The sequence below is a fragment of the Sphingomonas parva (ex Maeng et al. 2020) genome (genome assembly GCF_004564275.1).
In the GTDB taxonomy this organism is placed as follows: Bacteria; Pseudomonadota; Alphaproteobacteria; order Sphingomonadales; family Sphingomonadaceae; genus Allosphingosinicella; species Allosphingosinicella parva.
The window spans coordinates 1-20,808 of sequence record NZ_SPDV01000027.1 but is presented as its reverse complement, the minus strand read 5'-3'; the positions used below and the strand labels follow the sequence as shown (position 1 = coordinate 20,808).

At 65.2% G+C, this 20,808-nt stretch carries 11 protein-coding genes and 1 pseudogene; 4 read left to right on the top strand and 8 right to left on the bottom strand.

Annotation, left to right across the window (positions count from 1 at the left end):
- Nucleotides 1–267: 267 nt before the first annotated feature.
- Nucleotides 268–1,881 (top strand): RNA repair transcriptional activator RtcR, encoded by a 1,614-nt coding sequence (gene rtcR / locus E2493_RS13650; RefSeq protein ID WP_135087703.1) that lies wholly within the window; start codon nt 268–270, stop codon nt 1,879–1,881.
- Between the two features lie 303 nt (nt 1,882–2,184).
- Here the strand turns inward: rtcR and E2493_RS13645 are convergent, their stop codons facing one another.
- The 5 genes from E2493_RS13645 to E2493_RS13625 all read right to left on the bottom strand — a co-directional run bounded on the left by E2493_RS13645 (nt 2,185) and on the right by E2493_RS13625 (nt 12,509).
- A complete protein-coding gene (locus tag E2493_RS13645) occupies nt 2,185–5,265 on the bottom strand; it encodes a P-loop NTPase fold protein (protein WP_135087701.1) in 3,081 nt (1,026 codons plus the stop codon).
- Between the two features lie 451 nt (nt 5,266–5,716).
- Nucleotides 5,717–6,745, bottom strand: coding sequence for a restriction endonuclease (locus tag E2493_RS13640; RefSeq protein ID WP_135087699.1), 1,029 nt, complete (start codon nt 6,743–6,745; stop codon nt 5,717–5,719).
- 385 nt (nt 6,746–7,130) lie between these two features.
- Nucleotides 7,131–8,954: a hypothetical protein gene (locus E2493_RS21875; RefSeq protein ID WP_225421472.1), complete on the bottom strand. Its 1,824-nt coding sequence runs from the start codon at nt 8,952–8,954 to the stop codon at nt 7,131–7,133.
- A 193-nt stretch (nt 8,955–9,147) separates the two neighbouring features.
- A complete protein-coding gene (locus E2493_RS13630; RefSeq protein WP_135087697.1) occupies nt 9,148–11,271 on the bottom strand; it encodes a DEAD/DEAH box helicase in 2,124 nt (707 codons plus the stop codon).
- Entirely contained in the window at nt 11,268–12,509 is a 1,242-nt protein-coding gene (locus tag E2493_RS13625) for a HamA C-terminal domain-containing protein (RefSeq protein ID WP_135087695.1), read from the bottom strand. The genes E2493_RS13630 and E2493_RS13625 overlap by 4 nt, the downstream gene beginning before the upstream one ends.
- 199 nt (nt 12,510–12,708) lie before the next feature.
- On the opposite strand from E2493_RS13625, the gene E2493_RS13620 reads away from it, so the two are divergent.
- Nucleotides 12,709–13,722 (top strand): fatty acid desaturase, encoded by a 1,014-nt coding sequence (locus E2493_RS13620; RefSeq protein WP_135087693.1) that lies wholly within the window; start codon nt 12,709–12,711, stop codon nt 13,720–13,722.
- A 731-nt stretch (nt 13,723–14,453) separates the two neighbouring features.
- On the opposite strand, the pseudogene E2493_RS13615 reads toward E2493_RS13620, so the two are convergent.
- Nucleotides 14,454–15,500: pseudogene (locus tag E2493_RS13615) on the bottom strand (glycoside hydrolase family 43 protein); the annotation flags it as partial.
- Nucleotides 15,501–15,576: 76 nt separating this feature from the next.
- Complete coding sequence (locus E2493_RS13610) at nt 15,577–16,887, bottom strand: sugar MFS transporter (RefSeq protein ID WP_135087691.1); 1,311 nt, start codon at nt 16,885–16,887, stop codon at nt 15,577–15,579.
- Between the two features lie 131 nt (nt 16,888–17,018).
- Here E2493_RS13610 and araD1 point away from each other — a divergent pair, with 131 nt between their 5' ends.
- Nucleotides 17,019–18,008 carry an AraD1 family protein gene (gene araD1 / locus E2493_RS13605; RefSeq protein WP_135087688.1) on the top strand — a complete coding sequence of 330 codons (990 nt, stop codon included), beginning with the start codon at nt 17,019–17,021 and terminating at the stop codon, nt 18,006–18,008.
- Between the two features lie 323 nt (nt 18,009–18,331).
- Here the strand turns inward: araD1 and E2493_RS13600 are convergent, their stop codons facing one another.
- Nucleotides 18,332–20,131 carry an IlvD/Edd family dehydratase gene (locus E2493_RS13600; protein ID WP_135087686.1) on the bottom strand — a complete coding sequence of 600 codons (1,800 nt, stop codon included), beginning with the start codon at nt 20,129–20,131 and terminating at the stop codon, nt 18,332–18,334.
- 370 nt (nt 20,132–20,501) lie between these two features.
- Between E2493_RS13600 and E2493_RS13595 the strand changes: the two genes are divergently transcribed.
- Nucleotides 20,502–20,808, top strand: a 307-nt coding sequence (locus E2493_RS13595) for a TolB family protein (protein ID WP_225421471.1), incomplete at its 3' end; no start/stop codon positions are given.

The window sequence follows — 20,808 nt, the reverse complement described above, 5'->3', positions numbered from 1 at the left end:
GCCACGCCTCGCATCACCACAATCCTTTGGGGCGGCCGGCCCATTCCAGCCGCCCCGCCGCTTTGTCGGGCGGCGACACGATCCGTCCGACGGAAAATACAGTGCAGAGGCCGTGCCAGTTTACCTGCGCGTGCTGCAGAAAAGTCGCAACGCCTTGTTCTCACGTGGGAAATTCTCCGCCCCGCTGCAACAGCCCTCCAGCGTCACCCGCGCAGCGCCCGCCGAATCCCTATCGACACGTCTAGCAATCTATCTCATCGTATAAGGATGAGACCCAATGTCGTGATCGGCTTCCTCGGCTCCACCCTCGACGCGAGCAGGCAGGGCCCGGAGCGCTGGAACAAGTGGCGGCCGACCGTCGGCCTGTGCATGCACGAGGATCTGCGCGTCGACCGGCTCGAGCTGATCCACGGCGGCCAGCACGAGGGGCTGGCGAAACATGTCCGCGCCGACATCGCCGGAGTCTCGCCCGAGACCGAGGTCAACCTCCGCCGGCTCGACTTCGCCGATCCCTGGGACTTCGAGGAGGTCTATGGGAAGTTGCTCGATTTCGCCCGCGCCTATCGCTTCGATCCGGAGGCCGAGGATTATCTGATCCACATCACCACCGGCACCCACGTCGCCCAGATCTGCCTGTTCCTGCTCACCGAGGCGCGCTACCTGCCCGGCCGGCTGCTGCAGACCAATCCGTCGCGCCCGGCCGAGGGCGCCGCCGCCGGCAAATGGAGCGCGATCGACCTCGATCTGTCGCGCTACGACAGCATCGCCACCCGCTTCGCCGCGGCGGCGGCGGAGGGCAGCTCGTTCCTCAAGTCGGGCATCGAGACGCGCAACCCCGCGTTCAACCGGATGATCGACGAGATCGAGCAGGTCGCGGTCCGCTCACGCGCGCCGATGCTGCTGATGGGGCCGACCGGCGCCGGCAAGTCGCAGCTCGCCCGCAAGATCTACGAATTGAAGCGGGCGAAGCACCAGGTCTCCGGCCCGTTCGTCGAGGTCAATTGCGCGACGCTGAGGGGCGACGGCGCGATGTCGGCGCTGTTCGGGCACCGGAAGGGCGCGTTCACCGGCGCCGCCGCCGACCGGCCCGGCCTGCTGCGCACCGCCGACAAGGGCGTCCTGTTCCTCGACGAGATCGGCGAGCTCGGCCTCGACGAGCAGGCGATGATCCTGCGCGCCATCGAGGAGAAGCGCTTCCTCCCCGTCGGCGCCGACAAGGAGGTGGGTTCCGACTTCCAGCTGATCGCCGGCACCAACAAGGAACTCGGCGGCGCCGTCGCCGCGGGCGCGTTCCGCGACGATCTGTTCGCCCGCCTCAACCTCTGGACCTTCGAGCTGCCGGCGCTGCGCGACCGGCGCGAGGACATCGCCCCCAACCTCGACTACGAGCTCGACCGCTTCGCCGAGCGCGAGGGCGCCCGCGTCGGCTTCAACAAGGAGGCGCGCCGCGCCTTCCTCGATTTCGCGACCGCCCCCGACGCCGCCTGGACCGGCAATTTCCGCGACCTCGCCGCCAGCGTCACCCGCATGGCGACCTTCGCCCCCGCCGGCCGGATCGACGTCGCCACCGTCGAGGCCGAGAAGGCGCGGCTGCAGCGGTTCTGGGGCGGAGGCGAAGGTCGCCATGCGGGTGCGGCGGGTGCGGAGGCGGACGCGCTCGAGGCGCTGCTCGGCGCCGAGGCGCTGGCGGCGATCGACCCGTTCGACCGTGTCCAGCTCGCCGAGGTGGTGCGGGTGTGCCGGCGCAGCCGCTCGCTCTCGGAGGCGGGTCGGGCTTTGTTCAGCGCCTCGCGCACGCGGCGGGCGAGCGCGAACGACGCGGATCGGCTGCGGAAATATCTGCAGCGGTACGGGCTGGAGTGGCGGCGGGTGCGGGAGTGAGGGGTGGATGGGGCGAGAAAAGGCTGCAATTGGCTGAGAGCCGACTGTGAGCCTGAAGCCATCAACCGGAGAGCGTTGACGTAGGAAGGCAGTCCAATGAGTGGACAATTACGGACCCAATCCCAGCCAGTCGGGCACGAACTTCGCCCGCCAGGAGGAGGCCGCCCGCTAGTGCGGCTGCCTCCGTACAAAATGGACGTTTTCCAACCATACGTTTCAGGTTGTCGATCGTCGGAATCGCCACCTTCTTCGATCGATGGCTTTTTGGCTTCAGTGATCACGCCAGTGGGCTGGACCCGAGCCTTAACCGAAGCACGAACGGAAGGAGTAACGGCCAACAAGCTCGAAAGATGTGACCAGCTGCTCAATCGGCGGTATGCCTGAGCCGATCATGAAGAAAGCGGTGAGCGCCTCCGTAAACGGCTCGACGGCATTGCCGTCCCGGAGCGCAGCTAGTAGCGGAGCAAGCGACGAGTCCGGGCTGAGGATATGTTCGGTCGAGCACGCCGTGAGTATGTCGCCCCAGTCGTCCGGCTTCGCTAGGGGGAGCGCCGCCGCGATCGCTTCAACGGTCGCCTGGGGCAGCCCGACTTCACATGCGAGCGCGAACTGGACGGTCGCGTATGTTGGAGCCCTGTCCCGCCGCTTTGCATCCAGGAAAGTTCGCCGCCGATCATCGGTAAGGCCTGCCCGTATTAAGCGATAGAGATTGGCCATCCGCTTGACCGCGCGCGGCGACTTGGCTGCAAGGGGCGCCATCGCCTCGAAGAAGACAATCTCGATCGCGTCTAGTCGCAGACGACTGCGCGCGACGGCCGGCTCAACCTCGGGAGCTTCCGGCGGCAGCGGACGAAAGCCTGATATTGTCCGGACGTGGGGATTTTCGTTCTCAGCAAGCGGATTGAAATCCTGCGCGTCGATGGCGGCTTGGCCCAGCAGGTCGCGCACATAGCGGCGGTAGCGGCCGGTCGCCGCTGGATCATCACTCCGGCCACGAATCGGCCGGATCCAGAAGGGGATTTGGAAGATTTTTTCGAGATAATCGGCCGCGCTCGGGCCGGATAGCCGGGAGAGTTGATCATATTGCTTTTCTAGCGACAGCTTCAACCACTGCGGGTCAACCGCCACGACCACCACGAAGCAGGGGAACGCCAGCAGCAGGTGGACCGCCTCAAGTACCTCCACGACCTGTTTTTCCGGGCAGCGATCAAGGTCGTCGATATAGATGATGATCCGCTCGATCAGGTCAGCCTCGCGCTTTTCCCGCATCGCGCTGATCACCGAATTCAGCTGCTCGAAGCATTTGCGGACGGTGCTGAGCAAGCCGAGGTTCGCACGGACGGTGGCAACATCCGTTGATTCGCGCAGAAGGAAGTCGAGTAGTAGCGCGGGCGCTGGCGAGCCGCCTTCGGCGACCCTCCTATAATGATCGACGAAGGCCTTGCTCTTGTCGGCCTGCGATTTGGACGCCGCCAATTCCCGCTCTCCGGCGCTGAGCGCCTCCTTCGCCTTGGCCAAGTCCTCGCGTGCTTGGCGGCGTCGCTCGAGCATCTTGGCGTGGAACAGACTGACCACCCGAAGCGCAGGCAAGCCGAAAGACAGGATCGACGCTACCCAGCCAACGACCGCGATTAGGATGAGCGCGAGTTGCCCATGGCTTGGGAGCGCGACCGGGGATCCGAATACGAGCACATAGACCGTAGCGATCGTCACGACCACGCTGGCGGAGATGAGTGTCCTTCGCATCCAACTCGTGCCGCCGCGCAAATAGTCACGAGACGCATAGAACCAGCGGGCGATCGACGTGCTCGCTTCGGCATAGCGCCTGATGCGCTCCTCAGGCTTCTCGCCCGCCAGGACACCACTGCGCACAATCTCAAGCGCCGTTTCCTCGGGCGAGTTCGCCTTAGCCGCGAACTTGTCCTTATCGTCAGGTTTGCGCTCGGGGCCGAGCAACGCCTGGGCGGTGTCGGCCGCTGCGCCGATTAGCGAGAGCTTGGCGCTCGATTCCGCGACCGCGATCAGCCGCCGGCTCTCCGCGATCTTTTCCTCTTGCACCGCAGTATAGCCGGTCGCGGCGCGTAGCAGCTCGAGTTCCTTGGCGGTCCGGTTTGCGACTATGTTGACGAGCTCCGCACCATGCCGGCCGCCGTGGGTCTCAGCGTTTTCGATCCCACCGGCAGCGATCTGATCGAACAGTTCGGCTGTCATCGATGCCCAAAGGTTGGCGCTGTCAGCGAAGGTCCAGGCGTTGAACTCGAGCTGCAGCACGCCCGATACTCGCGCGATCTCATCGGACGCGCTGACGCCGTTGGCGAGAGCGGCACGCTCCGCTAGCGCCTGCTCCCGGATCTCAGTCTTGAGTTCGGCGAGGAGGGTGCTCTTGCCCGAACCCCAGGGTCCAAACACACCGATTGCAAGCGGCGGCTCCGCGGCGCGCAGCAGGATGATGTCAGCGAGCGCGCGTGCATCGACAGATGCGCCGAAGACATCTTGGCCCGCCCTGACGCGGTCGCTCGAATAGCCTGCGCGATCAAAACGGGAAGGCGCGAACTCTCGTATCGCCTCCAACCCCCCTCGGACCGACTCCCAGGGTTCGCGGTAGGGAGATTTTTTCGTTCTTGCGAGTTCGTCCGCGATTGCCAGCGCAAGCTGGCGGAACGGATCAATTCCACGTGTAAGTTGATCAAGCGATCGTAGGCCCGCCTGCCCCGACGGGGTCAACAACAGCGCCACGAACAGATGGGACAGGTTGATAGCACTGGGTTTGCGATCCACGCGCCGACGGATACTCGCAGCAGCGCGCAGAATGTCGACGATCTCCCATCCGATGATCGGACGCACCGCCGGCAGTCCGGGCGGAGCCGCACGATATGCCCGCACTGCGTCCATCGCCCGAGGGCTCGGCATAATCTCGTAGCTTTTGAGCAAGCTGCCTATCGAAGACGGACTCGATCCTTCGAGCGCAAAGGCTAGCGCAGCATCGATGAATTCTGCGGCCTGAATTACGACGGCCTGCTCCGAATCGTGCGCACTGATAATGTCGGCTGCGACTTCGAAGATCGCGTCGAATGGACTTGCAAGATACGGGGTCTCGGAGTCTGGCCAGAACCAATCGAGGATGTCGAGCGAAGAAACTGAGGACCGGCCGAGGGAGATAATCGGATCTTTGGGATCGGGGGTAAGTGCGTCAGCTAGGGCGCGCGATTCCAATCCGAGTGTATGCGCTTTCCCGATCACCGCGTTTCGACGGATACCGATCTCTCGCGCGATCTCGGCTGCAGTCAGCCCTTGTGCCCAGAGCTCCGTCAGTCGCCCCGTGCGCTCCTCAGTCCAGAGCGAGCTCTGGTCGCTGTCACTATTTGGACCGATAGAATCTGCCATTTCTCGCCCCTTGGTCGCCGACCATAGGAGACGAGCTTAGTAAATTCCAAGCCACCTCTTCATCGAGCGCACGGGGACCCGGTTCAACAACTAGGCCTGCCGCGCTTTCGTCGATTTGGCGGCTAACCCTATTGATCCGGAACTTCAGCGATCTCGCAGCCACCCTCATCCGCATCGCGACCTTCGCCCGGGCCGGCCGGATCGACGTCGCCACGGTGGAGGCGGAGAAGGCGCGGCTGCAGCGGTTCTGGGGCGGGGGCGGCGCCCGCACCCCGGCCCCAGAAGCGCTGGAGGGGCTGGAACCGCTGGTCGGCGCCGAGGCGCTGGCGGCGATCGACCCCTTCGACCGCGTCCAGCTCGACGTGGTGCGGGTCTGCAAACGCAGCCGCTCGCTCTCCGAGGCCTGGCGGGCGCTTCGGGGTCCGCGACGGGCGCCAGCAGGAGCCAAAGCTCATCGTGCCAACGACATCAGCAAGTCGTCGCGCTTCGCGAAAAGCGGCTTTTCATATTCGTCGCCGGTGTCAAATGCCTGCAGCATGCTGCAAAACTCTTCGAGGTCGAGGCACAGGATGAGCTTGCCCTGATCGCGAAGCGCCCCGCGGACCGTCCGGCTTGCGTTCTCCGAATAGCCATTTCGCGCGATGACGATCGCCACCGACCGCAGCGCCGTGGCGTAGAGATAACGTTCGGTTGAGTAGATCTGGTCCTGGCCAATTGGATCGGTGTAGTTCTTGAACTCGAAAACAATATAGCGCGCGCGAAAATCGGCCGACAAAGTCGTCCAGAACGCGCTCCGCACGGGTTGCAGCCGCGCGATCAGATCGACCCGGTGATAGCCATTTTCGATCGCCGATTGACGCCGCCAGCCAAGAAGCTCCGTGCCAAACAGGAGCGTGAGCGCCTCCTCGCACAATTTCTCGAAGCTCGCGGCCGCGCCACCCTTGTTTCCCGGCTCTATCGCCTTGAGCGCGCTGGCGATCCGCGCGCCTTCACCTGGCGGTGGCAGCTCCTGGCCGGCGTCGTCGAGCATCGCAACGGTGGTGGCGTTGCTGGGTGCGTTTTCGGCGCCGATCTGGAGGGCACGCAGTAGGTCGGCAAGCCGCCGGCTCAAGTTTGGGAAGCGCGTTACGTGCTCAATGAGTCGGTTCAAATCCCACAATTCAATCGTATCGCCGGACACGTCATCGAAGGCGCGCCGGGCCTCTCTCGTAAGCCGCTGTGGAATAATCAGAATGCCTCCCTCGGCATGGCGGGCTTTCATCATCGCGAGCAGGTTGGAAGCAGCGTTGTGGATAAGCGCGCGCGAAGCCAGGCCGGAGCGGATCAGCTTGAGCTCGACCAACACGTGCGACCCGCGCTGCATAATCGAGACGTCAGGCTCTCCGCGCGAGGAGGTGCTGACATCCTTGGCAAGGACTTCCCAGCCGTCCCGCTCGAACAGGTCGGCCAGGAACTCGATCCAGGCCTGTTCGAGATTCATCAAGTCGATGTGAAGATCACTCGTTCGACTCACGTGCGCATCCTTTCAGGGAACTATATTGCCAGCGTTGATGTTACCAATAATGTACGTACAAACCAAGAAACGTTCCATGGAACATGGCTTTGGGCACCAAGTTGGTTGCGCACGACCCTCTTCGGAGCATTGCCTAATGATCCCTCCAAGCTGCAATGTGCGCGCGGGGCGCCCGGAACACACATTTCGTTATGCTCAGCCTCGACCGAACCTCGCCAGAAGCGGACTGTCAGCTTTCAGCTTACAGCTTACAGCTTACAGCTTACAGCTTACAGCAACCGAGAATTGCCGATTGCCAATGCCTTGGTCTGCTTCGGTGTCGGCGACATTGATCCACGGCTTCCCTTCGTGATCATGGCCGGCACACGATATACCCGAACGCGTTCATATCGGTGCATGCCGAGAAGAAGCTCATCAGCAGCTGATAAAGCTGAATGAAGTGAGGATCGGGGCGACCGCCAGATCGAATGTCAGCGAGGGCCTGCTCCACTGCGCCTTTGCTGAGCGAGGAAGTGACGATCATAGCGCGCCGTATGGCGTCGGGGGCCGCCCGTGCCTGCTCGAAGGCCGCCGCGAGCAGGTCCGGATCACCTCGGACAACCCTTGGGATCGCCGTGTGAACGCTGCTCCCGCTGATGTAATTGTTCCTCCAGCCGTTGATCTTGCCACCCATGGCCGCGGCCGGGAGCATCATGCGCTCGAGATTCTTTTGGGCTTGGCTGACGGACACGTGGAAAGGGCTGGCGCCGAGGGAGAGGGGCCCGTGCTTTCCGTGATAGAAGCTGATGCGCGGCGGGCTGGCCCGATTGTCGAGACCGATGAAGTCAGCCCATTCGTCGCCAAGATCGTCGCATACTAGGATTTCGTCTCCGTCAGCGACGCTGGCTACGATCGCGCCAAAGGTGGAATCCGCGTCGAACGCGGTCTGGCCCTGCGCGAACGTCCCTTTTTCGTCGGTGACATTCTCGAGGTCCGCGTTCGTAACGAGGTAGCGCAGCAGCACGTCGCCGCCCTCGGCCATCGCGCCGTCGCGAAACAAATTTCCTGCTATATAGCCGAGAGCGGGGTCGCTGAAGAGAACGATATAGCCATTCTCCTTGTCAATATAGCGGCGCAGCGGAAGCCGGTTCGGGTCGGTCCCGAGCGGATAATCTGTCTTCTCGACCCAAACGCCGGCAGTTAGCGGAAGGTCGAGCTTGCGCAGCGCGATATCGGATTTGTTAAGCGCGATCGCGCCGACCGGATCCTGGTGCGTCCCTGGAAGCGACAACGAGCAGAGCCTTCCCGCTACCTCCCCGACTTCCAACACTTGGCCAAGTTGATCGAGAAGGGCGTCCACCTCGACCTTTGGAAGCTGGTAACAGTTACCTTCCTCAACGCGAACGAGCCGGATCAGCCGTGTGTCGTGAATGGCTCCGGCTAAGCCGGCAATGTCGACGGCAAAGGCCGCCGGCCGAGCCGCCTCAAGAGCTTCCTCAAGGTCCACCGCACGGGCGAAAGTGCGAATGAAATCGTTCCGGGCTGGTCCCGCGCCGAGCAGATCATCGATTACGGAGACCGCATAATCGACCAATTCAAGATGGCCGATTCGCTCCGAGCGCAAAGAGATGCGTCCGGTGCTGGGAGTGGTCCTGTAATGGTCCTCGCCCGCACGGAGTGCGTAACCGAGCGGCGCATAGCGGCTCGCTCCGGCTGGGCCAACGACCGCTTTGAGATCGTTTGCCTCATAACTCTTCGTCCGCATGGCAAAACCGGAGACGGAAAGGTTCCGAAGCCGCACCTTCTCGAAGATCGCGTCCTGACGGGCGATGGCCGCGTCCACCCTCTCGGCGGATACCCGCCCGAGATAGCGGGTCGCGAAAGCATTGGGCAGGTTGAGGCGAGATTTGAAGATCGCGGCATGGCCGCGATGCTCGACCAGCAGCAGGAAGCCCCAAACCCTTTCGTCAGCGCGCGCCTCGTCCGCTAGGAACGCTGGCCTTTGCTCATAGGCGAAGCAGATCGCCGACCAAACGGCCGGACCATGCGGCACGCGCCGGTGCGCGAAAAAATTGTTCGAGGGTTCCGCATGGGCTGCCCTGATCGACGTAAATAGGCCGCTCACCGCGGCAAGGCTGAGGCGCCTCTTCAGCCTGTGGAAATTGGCCGTTTTGCCGGCCCGAAGATGCTCGATCATGCCTCCCCCTTCAGCCTTAGCGGCGGCCGTTGCCGCGCCCTCCTGAAAACCTGTCGCAGCCAAGCGCGGCAGGGCCATGCCTTTGCCGAGGCTCGCCAGTCTCGCTTGCGTGTTGATGGTGCCAAGTCCCCCTTTTGCTGGGAGAGAGGAACGAAGCGACAAGGGTGGAGAAGTTCACCGCAATGATGTCCAACTATGCAATTCCGTTTGGCGCGAGCACGCCCCCGTCGCGGTCAATGTCCAAAGCTGCAAGAAGCCATTCACGCTCAAAGGGGGTGAGCCTCTCGTCGTTCGACAACGCGACGGAGGCCAGCCTGCGCGCCAACGAGTTCCTATCGTCACCGGGCTGAACGAAGCGCTCCGAAACCTGTATCGGCACCCCTTCCTCGTCCAGGTTCCGAAGGGCCTCGTTACGAAACCACCGACTCATCTCGCGCACGAAGTAGCTGTAGTCGGCGATCACAAAGCGCTTGCGGACAAATATTTCGACGAGTGCAAACAATTGCGGAAGACCGTATTCGCACGCTCTCAGAAACTTGAACACGTTGTCGTAAGTCGCGATATCGCTCGTGAGATTCTGATCGCGCTCGATTAGGAAGGCCTTCAAAGACTTATGCGAGCGGAGGCTTCCAATCAGGAACGCTAGCTGCTTCGCTGAGAATGCACCAAACTCCCGAGCGTTCTTAACTTTGCAGATGACTTCAAGCGTCGCCAGCGTGGTATTGAAGTCCGGCAACCCAGACCAGACCAAAGCTCTGCGTCCTCGTAAAGACGCGTCGACATGTTGCTTGAGGGCCAGTGCAGTGTCGAGCCCCACCGCCGATGCAAGACGCAGTTCTGCCTTCGTAAGGTCCAGTAACTGGCGGAGCGCTGTGACGCGATCATCGATAGCAGTGGTCGTGTCCTCGTCTTCTAGATGTACGACGTAATCGTCTGACGCGCTCTCGTCATCTCCAAAGAGCGTCGGCGACACCTCCGTCTCCTCAGCCGTCGGAGGTTCGTTAAATAGATAGACCTGACCAACATGGTGCTGACCTAGCCGGCCAGCACGTCCTCTGATGTTTGCGAAGGTGAAGAAGTCGTAGTTCTGGCGGCTAATCTTCTTATCGAAGATGAGAACGCTCCTTGCAGCGGTATTAACGCCTTCGATAAGCGTAGAGGTGCAGAACAATACCGGCAGCTCAGAACGATTGAACATCCGGACCATGTGCGACGCGATTGCCCTCGGCACCCTGGCGTGATGTACGCCGAAGCCGTACTCCACAGCCTTCGCTAGCGGCCACCTACTCCCAACGTTCTCCCGCAGCCACTCCGCGAATTCCGTTGTGTTCTCCGACACAGCCATCTGCTCGGACGCGCTTTCGGCCAGCCTATTAGCTCGATCGGGCGATGACACGAAAACCAATGCGGGCCAGTTCCGCTCCTCTGCCAACTCGTCCAAAAGCCGAGCCTCCTTGTCGGCGGCTTGACGGAGGTCGAACGTGTCGACCGCGACGGTGGAGAAGCGGGTCTTCAGAAACTGAAAGCTCCATCGGCCCTCAACGTTCATTTGGACGTTGTCGATGTTCGGACCCAGGAAGAAGAACTGCCGTGAACGCCTAAGTAAGCGATAGACCGCTGCGTTCAGCGTTACGTGGCGCTCATCTCGTCGACGGGGATCTAGCTTGTAGAATTCGTCGACGACCGTGAGATCGAGATCACCGAGATCCTCTCGTCCAATGAGTCGCTCTTGTGTGCCGAGGAAGATGACATTGCGACCCGCCGCGACGTCTGTCGGGTGCATCAGGATCTCGAAACGGCTGGAGAAGCGACGGCGCAGACGGCGCCGGAACTCGTCAAGCAGGGCGATCGTCGGCAGCACGATCGCGACCCGCCCATACTTGCCTGTTGCCAAGAGAGCGTCAATCAGGAGGCTCTTGCCGAAGCTCGTCGGTGCGCTGAGGATTAGATTCTCGCCGGAGAGCAGCTTGTTTAGAGCTACGATTTGCTCGCGGTGAAAGGTAATGCCGCCGAGCTCAGGCGCGGTGACCGCTTCGGCTATTAGCCGATCCACGTCGTCCGCCGCTTCTCGATCGATGTAGTTCCAGAGGCCTACGGCACGGGCCAGGGCACTGAACGGCTCACGAAGAGGCGTCAGCTCCCTCCGCGATGGGATCAGGTCGGCAAGTCGCGGAATGACTTGAAGAAGCGCGGGATCGTCTGGCTCGGCAGCGTGAACGGCGACGGCCGCATCCCGCATGATCGCGAAAACCCTGGGCAGTAGCTCGGTGCCGGGCGTGTCCTTCAACTCCTGCCAGTCGATGCCCACGAGCGTCATGGCTTAAGCCCCTTAAGACGAGCATCGAAGGCGTCGGCGAGCTTCTGCTTAGAACCGAGCGGAAGATGGATCAGCACGATGCGCACCTTCTGCGGCAATCCCGAGGCGGCTATCACCTTGGACATTTCAGCGACCTCCAGATGGAGAGCCGAAGCATACTCCTGGCAGATCGACGCAGCCGACGAAGTAGCGACGCTTTCGCTAGCGATGCCGATCGGGAAGATTGCGGTTTTGAATAGCTCGTCGAGGGATGTCTGCACCGACAGAAGATTACGGATGCGCTGATATTCAGGAACGCTTTTCGATACTTGTGGACCGAGGATTAGCTTTTCGTTCTGGAGGAAGCCTCGCTCGATATGATCCGTGAGTGACTTCACGGCGGCTCGCGCGCCATCCACGCCATCTTGGTAAAACTTCGCCTCGCCAAGCCACAGCTCTGGCCCGCTCTCCGGATAGCGGACATGGACCATGTCGAAAGACTTCACGACGTCGTTTGACGATGTCAGGTAGAACACCCGAGGTGCGAACGGTATCGTGCCGAAAAACTCACGGCAGATCGCGTGAAGCACAATCTCGCCAATCTCGCCGCGCTGGGCATAAATCGCGCTCGAGTAAATCCTTGCCGCCGCCTCTTTGAGGCGAACGTACATGTTCCCGTGGTGGACACGCAGCTCATCCTCGTGGAGGGCGTAGTCCGCAATCCACTCGATAAGATGATCGGCGAGTGCCTCGCACCGCCAGATAGCCAGCTCAAAGCCCGCGCAGTAGACGGCCGCCGGCGGGATCATATCGGTCCGATACGAGATTTGCGTTAGCAGACGTGCGGGTCTTGTCTGATAAGGATTCAACGAACGTCGGGCATTGGTCCGGAAATCGCCCCTCCCCTCGAGCTTTGCGGCAGACTGCTTAGTCCGGCTGCGAAATGCAATCTCTAACCTTCTCTTACTGGCCAGCGAGTAAAGATCGGGCGGGGAACTCATACCGACGAGACCATGCTTGTTCGGCCAGCCAGTGACGCGCGAGGGGGAGTCCATCACAACTTCTCGGAGCCTCGTCGAAGTAAGATGTTCATCATATGTTCCGAGCGGCTTGCGAGCAAGGGGACTGTGGCAGGTCTCTTCGTGGTCCTCGGCGGTGATGGCTGCGCCGGTACACGAGGCGCCGGTCGCCTTCGACCTGCCGGCGGTCGCCTCCCCCCTCGATGTGGCGGAGGTGAGCACAAGGGTGATCGCCGCCATGACGGCCGGCGAGATCGCGCAGGCCCCTGCGCCCGCACCCCGCCGGATGACTCGACCGCGCTGGCATCTCACTCTAGAGGCTCCGCACCCATTTCGGCCGGCGCACGTTCAACGCGCAGGTCGATCAACAAGCCGCCTCCGCCGCGGGGCCGGCTTGCACTGCCCGCACCCACAGTAAGCTTATCCCCGAAAGTCGCTTTTGAACTCCCCCGCCCCGCCGCCGTCCGCCCAGGTCGATCCCCGCCGCCTCCTTCGTGACCTGTCGCCTTACCGGGCGGCCGACACGCGCCGCAGCCTGTACGAGCTCGCCGTCACGGCCCTTCCGTTCGCCGCCCTGTGGGCGGCCACAGTAATCGCGCTCCAGGCCGGGCATTGGCTCGCCCTCGCCCTCGCGCTGCCGGCGGGCGTGTTCCTGCTGCGCCTGTTCTTGATCCAGCACGATTGCGGCCACGGCGCGTTCTTCCCGGGCCGGTCCGCCAACGACTGGGTCGGGCGGGTGCTCGGCGTCCTGACGCTCACCCCCTATGAATATTGGCGCCGCTCGCACGCGGCCCACCATGCCGGGACCAGCAACCTCGATGCCCGCGGGCTCGGCGATCTCGACACGCTGACGGTGGCGGAGTTCAGGGCTCGCGGCCGCGCCGGACGCCTCGCCTACCGCCTGTACCGCCATCCTTTCGTCCTGTTCGGGATCGGGCCGGCCTATGTGTTCCTGCTCAAGCACCGCCTGCCGGTCGGCATGACCGGCCGGGCGACCTGGGCGAGCGCGATGGGCACCAACGTGGCGATCGCTTTGGCCGCGGGCGCGGCGGGCTGGCTGATCGGCTGGCAGGTCTTGCTGCTCGCCCACATCCCCATCGTGCTCGTCGCCGCGACCCTGGGCGTCTGGCTCTTCTACGTACAGCATCAGTTCGAGCGCACCCTGTGGGACCGGCAGGCGCAATGGAGCTTCCACGAGGCCGCGCTGTTCGGCAGCTCGCATTACGTGCTGCCCACCGCCCTGCGCTGGCTGAGCGCCAATGTCGGCCTCCACCATGTCCACCACCTCGCCAGCCGTATCCCCTTCTACCGTCTGGACGAGGCGATGCGGGCCCTGCCGGCCCTCCGCGCGATCGGCCGGGTCGGCATCGCCGAGAGCCTGCGCTCGGTCCGCCTCGTGCTCTGGGACGAAGGCAAGCGCCGGCTGGTGTCCTTCAGGGAAGCCCGCGCCTGACGGAAGCGGGCGGGGCCGGGTCACGGCGACGGTGCATCCCGTCGAGATCGAGCCTGGCGCACGAGCCGGCCCTGTTCTTCCGCGGCATCAGGCCCTGTTACGCCCCCTGTTCCGAGCCGCACGACGCGAGTCGACTCGGGGCGTGAGGCGCCCTCCGCCACAGCCTTCTCCCGAGGGAGGCGCGCCCGGAGGCGCTGCGCGTCGCGCCTTCCCCACCGCCCGCGCCTGTAGATTCTCCTGTTTTAGCAGGTGAAACAGCGGCGCAGACGCCAAGCCGCGGCGTCATTTCGCTACTTGCGAAAATCGCTTGACTAGAGTAGAACGAACAAAGAACGCAGATCCTTCGCGCAACAGCAATGTTCGCGGCGCGGCCACTCTCCTCGGGCACGGGTAAGCGGCGTCAGCGCGAGGAACGGCTCGGCAGGCAGAGCCGCGCCGAAGTGAGTCCCGGCCACGGATGCGATAGCGCATCGTCTTCGAAGGTCGGGACCTGGAGAAGAAGCGCGCGCGGGGCGGTGGGCGGCCGCCCCGGTCGTGCTGCACGGCAGCAAATCGGCGGTGCTCCGACCGTAAACAACGGTCGATTTACGGTGGCGCACTGCAGCATCGCACCGCCGGCGCGGGAGGTCGTCAGAAGGCCGGTAGCCTCTGCTCCTGGCGAAACAGGCGCTCGAGCAATCCGCGGCTCGCCCGCCACCAGGCTCGCCCCCGACTCTCCCCTACGCCGGCGCCGGCACCAGCCCGTTCGCGACCGGCACCCCAAAGTCCGGCGTCCCGTCCTCGTGGTAGCGGAAATATTGCACCCGCGTATGCCGGTTCGGATCGAGCAGGGGATCGCCCTCGATCTTCTCGTAATCGCGGGCGTGGTAGACGAGGACGCCGCGACCGCGCTCGTCGACGGTGAAGCTGTTGTGGCCGGGGCCGTATATCCCGTTCTCGGGCGCGCTCTTGAACACCGGTTCGGGCGATTTGGTCCAGGACGCCGGGTCCATCAAATCGGCGTCGTCGCGCGCGGTCAGCATCCCCATGCAGTAGCGCGCGTCGGTCGCGCTCGCCGAATAGGTCATGAAGATCCGCCCGTTGCGGATCAAAGGCGCCGGCCCCTCCGCCACTTTGTATCCCCGGATCTCCCAGGGGAGCGTCGGGACGGTCAGCCGCGTCGGCCGGGCGGCGAGGGTCAGCGGCGTGGCGAGCGGGGCGAGGTAGAGGTTCGAGTTGGTCGCGATCCCCGGCTCCTTCTGCGCCCAGGCGAGCCAGCGGGTGCCGCGATGGACGAACGAGGTCGAGTCGAGGGTGAAGCTGTCCCAGGGCGTCTCGAGCCGGCCGAGCAATTCCCAGCGCCCGGTCAGCGGATCGGCATCGTCGCAGGCGAGCGCCCAGGTGCGGATCTGGAACGCCCCCGCCCCGCCGCCGCCCGGCCCCGCCGCGAAGTACATGATCCAGCGGCGATCGATCCGGTGCAGCTCCGGCGCCCAGATGTAGCCCGACATCGGGCCGGTCGGCGGATGGCGCCACAGCACTGTCTCCTCCGCCGTCGCCAGGCCGGCGAGGCTGGGCGATCGGCGCAGCACGATCCGGTCGTATTCGGGCACCGAGGCGGTCATGTAATATTGCCCGTCGCCGTGCCGGAAGATCTGCGCGTCGGCGCGCTGGCGGACGAGCGGGTTGCGCAGCGGCGACGCCGGCGCTTCCCCGGCCCGCCGGGTCGCGGCGCAGCCGGCGAGGCCGATCGCCGCGCCGCCGGCGAGGAAGGTCCTTCGGGTCAGGCGGCCGCCGATCATGTCCCCTTTCTCCTCTCGCGCCCTCGCCCCCTCAGGCCGCGCCCGCTCAGGCCGAGCCCGCCAGACCGCCCGCTCAGGCCTCGCCCGGCCTGACGTCCTCCACCGCGTTGGTCGGCTTCGCGCCCCAGAGGGCGTAGAACAGGATGTACACCTCGCAGGCGGCGGTCAGCAGGAACGAGAGCTGCAGGCCGTAGCGGTCGGCGAGCCAGCCCTGGACGACGACCAAAGCGCCGCCGGCGATCGCCATGATCAGCAGGCCCGAACCCTCCTCGGTCAGCGTGCCGAGACCGCGGATGCCGAGGGTGAAGATGGTCGGGAACATGATCGAGTGGAACAGGCCGACGCTGATCAGCGCCCACATCGCCGTCTCGCCGCTGGCGAAGGTCGCGACCAGCATCACCACGAATGCGCCGACCGAGAAAGCGGCGAGCACCGTCTCGGCGCGGATCTTCGTCATGATCGCCGAGCCGAGGAAGCGGCCGACCATCATCCCGCCCCACAGGAAGGTCAGGTAGTGGCCGGCCTGCTCGTGGGTGATGTCGGCGATGTCGCGCTGCGAGACGAAGTTCACGAACAGGTTCGCGACGCCGATCTCGGCGATCAGATAGATGAAGATCGCCGGCACGCCGAAGACGAGGTTGCGGTGGCGCCAGAGCGAATGGTGCCTGCGCTCCTCGGCGGCGGCGCGGCGGCTGGCGGCGCCCATGTCGGGCAATTTGAAGCGGGCGATCACCACCGCGAGGACGACCAGCACCGCCGCCACCAGCACATAGGGCAGGATCACCGACTGGGCGTCGGCGAGCCGCTCGGCGGGGGTGAGCATCGTCCCCTCCTTCGCCGTCCCGCCGACCGATCGGCCGAGGATGAGCCAGGCGCCGAACGACGGCGCCAGCATCGTGCCGGCCGAGTTCATCGCCTGGACGAGGTTGAGCCGCGACGAGGAGGTCTCCGGCGATCCGACCACCGCGACGTACGGGTTGGCGGCGACCTGGAGCAGGGTGATGCCGGCGGCGATGACGAACAGCATCGTCAGCGTCACGCCGTAGGAGGGGATGCTCGCCGCCAGCGTCATGCCGAGCGCGCCGGCCGCCATGGTGAGCAGGCCGATCACCAGCGACTTCTTGTAGCCGACCCGCTCGATCAGCTTCGCCGAGGGGATCGCCGCGACGAAATAGGCGATGAACCAGACGCTCTCGATCAAGGTCGTCTGGGTGTAGTTGAGGTCGAACACGCTGCGCAGGTGCGGCAGCAGCGTGTTGTTGATCACGGTGATGAAGCCCCACATGAAGAACAGGCTGGCGAGCAGCGCCAGCGCCCGGCCGTAGGTCTGGGTCGGTGCGCCGGCGCCCGACGCGCCGGTGGTGGTGGATGGGGCCATCGCCATCGTCTCTCCCTTTGCCGCTCGGGCGGCTTCTCTTCTGCCGGCGCACATTGCCGCGTCGACGCGCGTCCGGCCAGCCTCTATGTCTGGGCAGCTTGGCGCGTGCGGGCGCCGGCTTGGGACGAGGATCGGCCATGGCATTGAGACTGGTGCAGCTGCGCGGGGCGGACGGCCGGGCGATGGTCGCGGCGATCAGGGACGACGGCGCCGCCCGGCGGGTCGGCGGGGTGTCGGGCACCTACGAGCTCGCCCTCGCCGCGATCGACGCCGGCACCAGCCTGGCCGACGCTGTCGCCGCGCGGATCACCGGCGAACCGGTCGATCTCGCCGCGGCGCAGGCCGAGGGGCGGCTGCTCCCCGCGATCGGCCATGACGATCCCGCCCATCTCCACCTCACCGGCACCGGCCTCACCCACCTCGGCTCGGCCGAGGGCCGCGACAAGATGCACAAGGCGGCGGCGGGCGGCGCGACCACCGATTCGATGCGCATGTTCCTGATGGGCCTGGAGGGCGGCAAGCCGGCCGAGGGCGCGGGCGTCCAGCCCGAATGGTTCTACAAGGGCGACGGCGGGTGCCTGGTCGGCCCCGGCGACAGTCTCGCCTCGCCCGGCTTCGCCGAGGACGGCAGCGAGGAGCCGGAGATCGCCGGAATCTACGTCATCGACCGCGACGGCAATCCGCGCCGCCTCGGCTTCGCGCTCGCCAACGAATTCTCCGATCACGTCACCGAGCGCGGCAACTACCTCTGGCTCGCCCATTCGAAATTGCGCCCGGCGGCGATCGGCGCCGAGCTGCTGGTCGGCGACCTCCCGGCCGACGTGCGCGGCACCAGCCGGATCGTACGCGGCGGCGAGACGATCTGGGAGAAGCCCTTCCTCTCCGGCGAGGCCAACATGTCGCACAGCCTCGCCAACCTCGAGCACCACCATTTCAAATACGACCTGTTCCGCCGCCCCGGCGACGTCCACGTCCACTTCTTCGGCACCGCCACCCTCTCCTTCGCCGACGGTGTCCGCACCGAGGAAGGCGACGTCTTCGAGATCGAGGCCGAGCCCTTCGCGCTCGCGCTGCGCAACCGCCTCGGCAGCGTCGCCCACAAGCCGGTCGCGGTGAAGGCGCTCTGAGCCCCTAATCCTCCCTGTCGCCGAAGGCGATGGGGAGGGGGACCAGGCGAAGCCTGGTGGAGGGGCCGAGAGCCGGAACCGGCTGCGGAGCAGCCGACGGCGAAGCCTGGTGGAGGGGCATTCCTCCCCGGCACGGGGAATGACGAGGTCCGTCGTGCCCCCCCCGGCACGACTGCAGGCTGCTGGGAGCAGCCTGCACCTCGTCATCCACGACGCAAATGCGTCGTGGTGGAGGGGCTGGCACTGACTCGACCCCGCCCCTCCACCGCGTTTCACGCGGTCCCCCTCCCCATCGCCTTCGGCGACAGGGAGGATTGAGCGGCTCAATGATTGTGCCGCGGCACGCCGAAGGTCTGCGCCAGGCGCTGGTACTTCACCGCCGGCTCGATCACCGCGCCGGTCTCCAGCTGCCCCACGGTGTCGCGCTGGATCTCCTGCCAGGGGGTCTGGCTGGCCGGATAGGCATAGCCGCCCTCGGCCTCGAGCGCCGCCCGCCGCGCCGCGATCTCCTCGTCGGGCACGAGCATGTTGGCCTCGCCTTTCCTCAAATCGATCCGCACCCGGTCGCCGGTCCTGAGCAAGGCGAGGCCGCCCATCGCCGCCGCCTCGGGCGAGGCGTTGAGGATCGAGGGCGAGCCGGAGGTGCCCGACTGGCGGCCGTCGCCCATGCACGGCAAGGCATGGACGCCCGCCTTGATCAGCTTGGCCGGCGGCCGCATGTTGACCACCTCGGCCGCGCCCGGATAGCCGATCGGCCCGGCGCCCCGCATGATCAGGATGGTGTTCTCGTCGATGCCGGTCGCCGGATCGTCGATCCGTGCGTGATAATCCTCCGGCCCGTCGAACACCACGACCGGCCCCTCGAAGGCGTCGGGATCGTCGGGATTGCTGAGGTAGCGCCTGCGGAACTCGTCGGAGATGACGCTCAGCTTCATCACCGCGCTGTCGAACAGATTGCCGCGCAGCACCGAGAAGCCGGCCGCCGCCTTCAGCGGCCGGCCGTAGGGGCGGATCACTTTCTCGTCCTCGATCGCGACGCCGCGGCAATTGTCGCCGATGGTGCGGCCGTTCACCGTCATCGCCCCCTCGTCGATCAGCCCCTGGCGGATCAGCTCGCCGACCACCGCGGGCACGCCGCCGGCGCGGTAGAAATCCTCGCCGAGATATTCGCCGGCCGGCTGGAGGTTGACCAGCAAGGGGATGTCGCGGCCGTAGTCCTGCCAGTCGTCGATCGCGAGCTCGACGCCGGCGTGGCGGGCGAGCGCGGCGAGGTGGATCGGCGCGTTGGTCGAGCCGCCGATCGCGGCGTTGACCCTTATCGCGTTGAGGAAGGATTCGCGGCTGAGCACGTCGCTCGGCTTCCTGTCCGCCTCGACCATCTCGACGATCTGCAGCCCGGTCCGGTACGCCGCCTCCTGGCGGTCGCGATAGGGCGCCGGGATCGCCGCCGAGCCGGGCAGCGACATGCCGAGCGCCTCGGCCAGCCCGTTCATCGTGCTCGCCGTGCCCATCGTGTTGCAGAAGCCGGTCGACGGCGCCGACGAGGCGACCAGTTTGATGAAGCCCTGATAGTCGATCTCGCCCGAGGCGAGCAGCTCGCGCGCCTTCCAGACGATCGTGCCCGATCCGGTGCGCTCGCCTCTGTGCCAGCCGTTCAGCATCGGCCCGACCGACAAAGAGATCGCCGGGATGTTCACCGTCGCCGCCGCCATCAAACACGCCGGGGTGGTCTTGTCGCAGCCGGTGGTCAGCACCACGCCGTCGAGCGGATAGCCAAACAATATCTCGACCAGGCCTATGTACGCGAGGTTGCGGTCGAGCCCCGCCGTCGGCCTCTTGCCGGTCTCCTGGATCGGGTGGACCGGGAATTCGAACGGGATTCCGCCCGCCTCGACGATCCCGGCGCGGATCCGTTCGGCGAGGACGAGATGGTGGCGGTTGCACGGGCTGAGATCGCTGCCGGTCTGGGCGATGCCGATGATCGGCTTGCCCGACTGCAATTCCTCCAGCGCCAGGCCGAAGTTCATGTAGCGCTCGAGATAGAGCGCGGTCATGTCGGCGTTCGAAGGATCGTCGAACCAGGCGCGCGAGCGGAGGGTCCTGGGCGTCTTCTGATCGGCCATGTCGTCTCACCCTGCTGCTGCTCGGTGTCGACGCCCTTACTCGCCCAAGCGGCAAATGCCAGCCTGTCGTGGCGGGCCCCACAATCCTCCCTGTGAGGCGAAGCCTCATGGGGAGGGGGATCAGGCGAAGGCTGGTGGAGGGGCCGGAGCTGGTTGTCGTTCCCGGCCCCTCCACCGCGCTCCGCGCGGTCCCCCTCCCCATCGCCTTCGGCGACAGGGAGGATTGCAGCCCCCTTGCCCGCTCTTGCGCAGTCGCTCCGCCCCGGCGCTGGCGCCCGCCCAGCCTCTTGCCGCCCCACCCGCGATCGGGCACCCACACCGCATCCCGCCGCGCGTGTCCTTCGCGCGGCTCGTCTCTGCCGGAGTCTCCATGAAGAAGCGCATCGCCGCGGCCGCCTTTCTCCTCCTGTCCTCGACCGCCCTCGCCCAAAACGGAAAGGCGCCCAAGGCCGAGCCGAAGACATGGGACGTCGCCGCGCCGCCGGTGAAGACGCGCAACGTGGCGATCGACGTCGACGAGGGCACGTGGATGAATATCGACGTCAGCCCCGACGGCCGCACCGTCGCCTTCGACCTGCTCGGCGACATCTACACCTTGCCGATCGCCGGCGGCCGCGCCACCCGCATCGCCGAGGGCATGCCCTATGAGGTGCAGCCGCGCTTCTCGCCCGACGGCC

What these genes read in the sequence shown, in the direction of transcription:
- rtcR (WP_135087703.1), top strand. Translation starts at nt 268, where the DNA reads ATGAGACCCAATGTCGTGATCGGCTTCCTCGGCTCCACCCTCGACGCG.
- E2493_RS13645 (WP_135087701.1), bottom strand. Translation starts at nt 5,265, where the DNA reads ATGGCAGATTCTATCGGTCCAAATAGTGACAGCGACCAGAGCTCGCTC.
- E2493_RS13640 (WP_135087699.1), bottom strand. Translation starts at nt 6,745, where the DNA reads ATGAATCTCGAACAGGCCTGGATCGAGTTCCTGGCCGACCTGTTCGAG.
- E2493_RS21875 (WP_225421472.1), bottom strand. Translation starts at nt 8,954, where the DNA reads ATGATCGAGCATCTTCGGGCCGGCAAAACGGCCAATTTCCACAGGCTG.
- E2493_RS13630 (WP_135087697.1), bottom strand. Translation starts at nt 11,271, where the DNA reads ATGACGCTCGTGGGCATCGACTGGCAGGAGTTGAAGGACACGCCCGGC.
- E2493_RS13625 (WP_135087695.1), bottom strand. Translation starts at nt 12,509, where the DNA reads ATGGCGGCGATCACCCTTGTGCTCACCTCCGCCACATCGAGGGGGGAG.
- E2493_RS13610 (WP_135087691.1), bottom strand. Translation starts at nt 16,887, where the DNA reads ATGGCGATGGCCCCATCCACCACCACCGGCGCGTCGGGCGCCGGCGCA.
- araD1 (WP_135087688.1), top strand. Translation starts at nt 17,019, where the DNA reads ATGGCATTGAGACTGGTGCAGCTGCGCGGGGCGGACGGCCGGGCGATG.
- E2493_RS13600 (WP_135087686.1), bottom strand. Translation starts at nt 20,131, where the DNA reads ATGGCCGATCAGAAGACGCCCAGGACCCTCCGCTCGCGCGCCTGGTTC.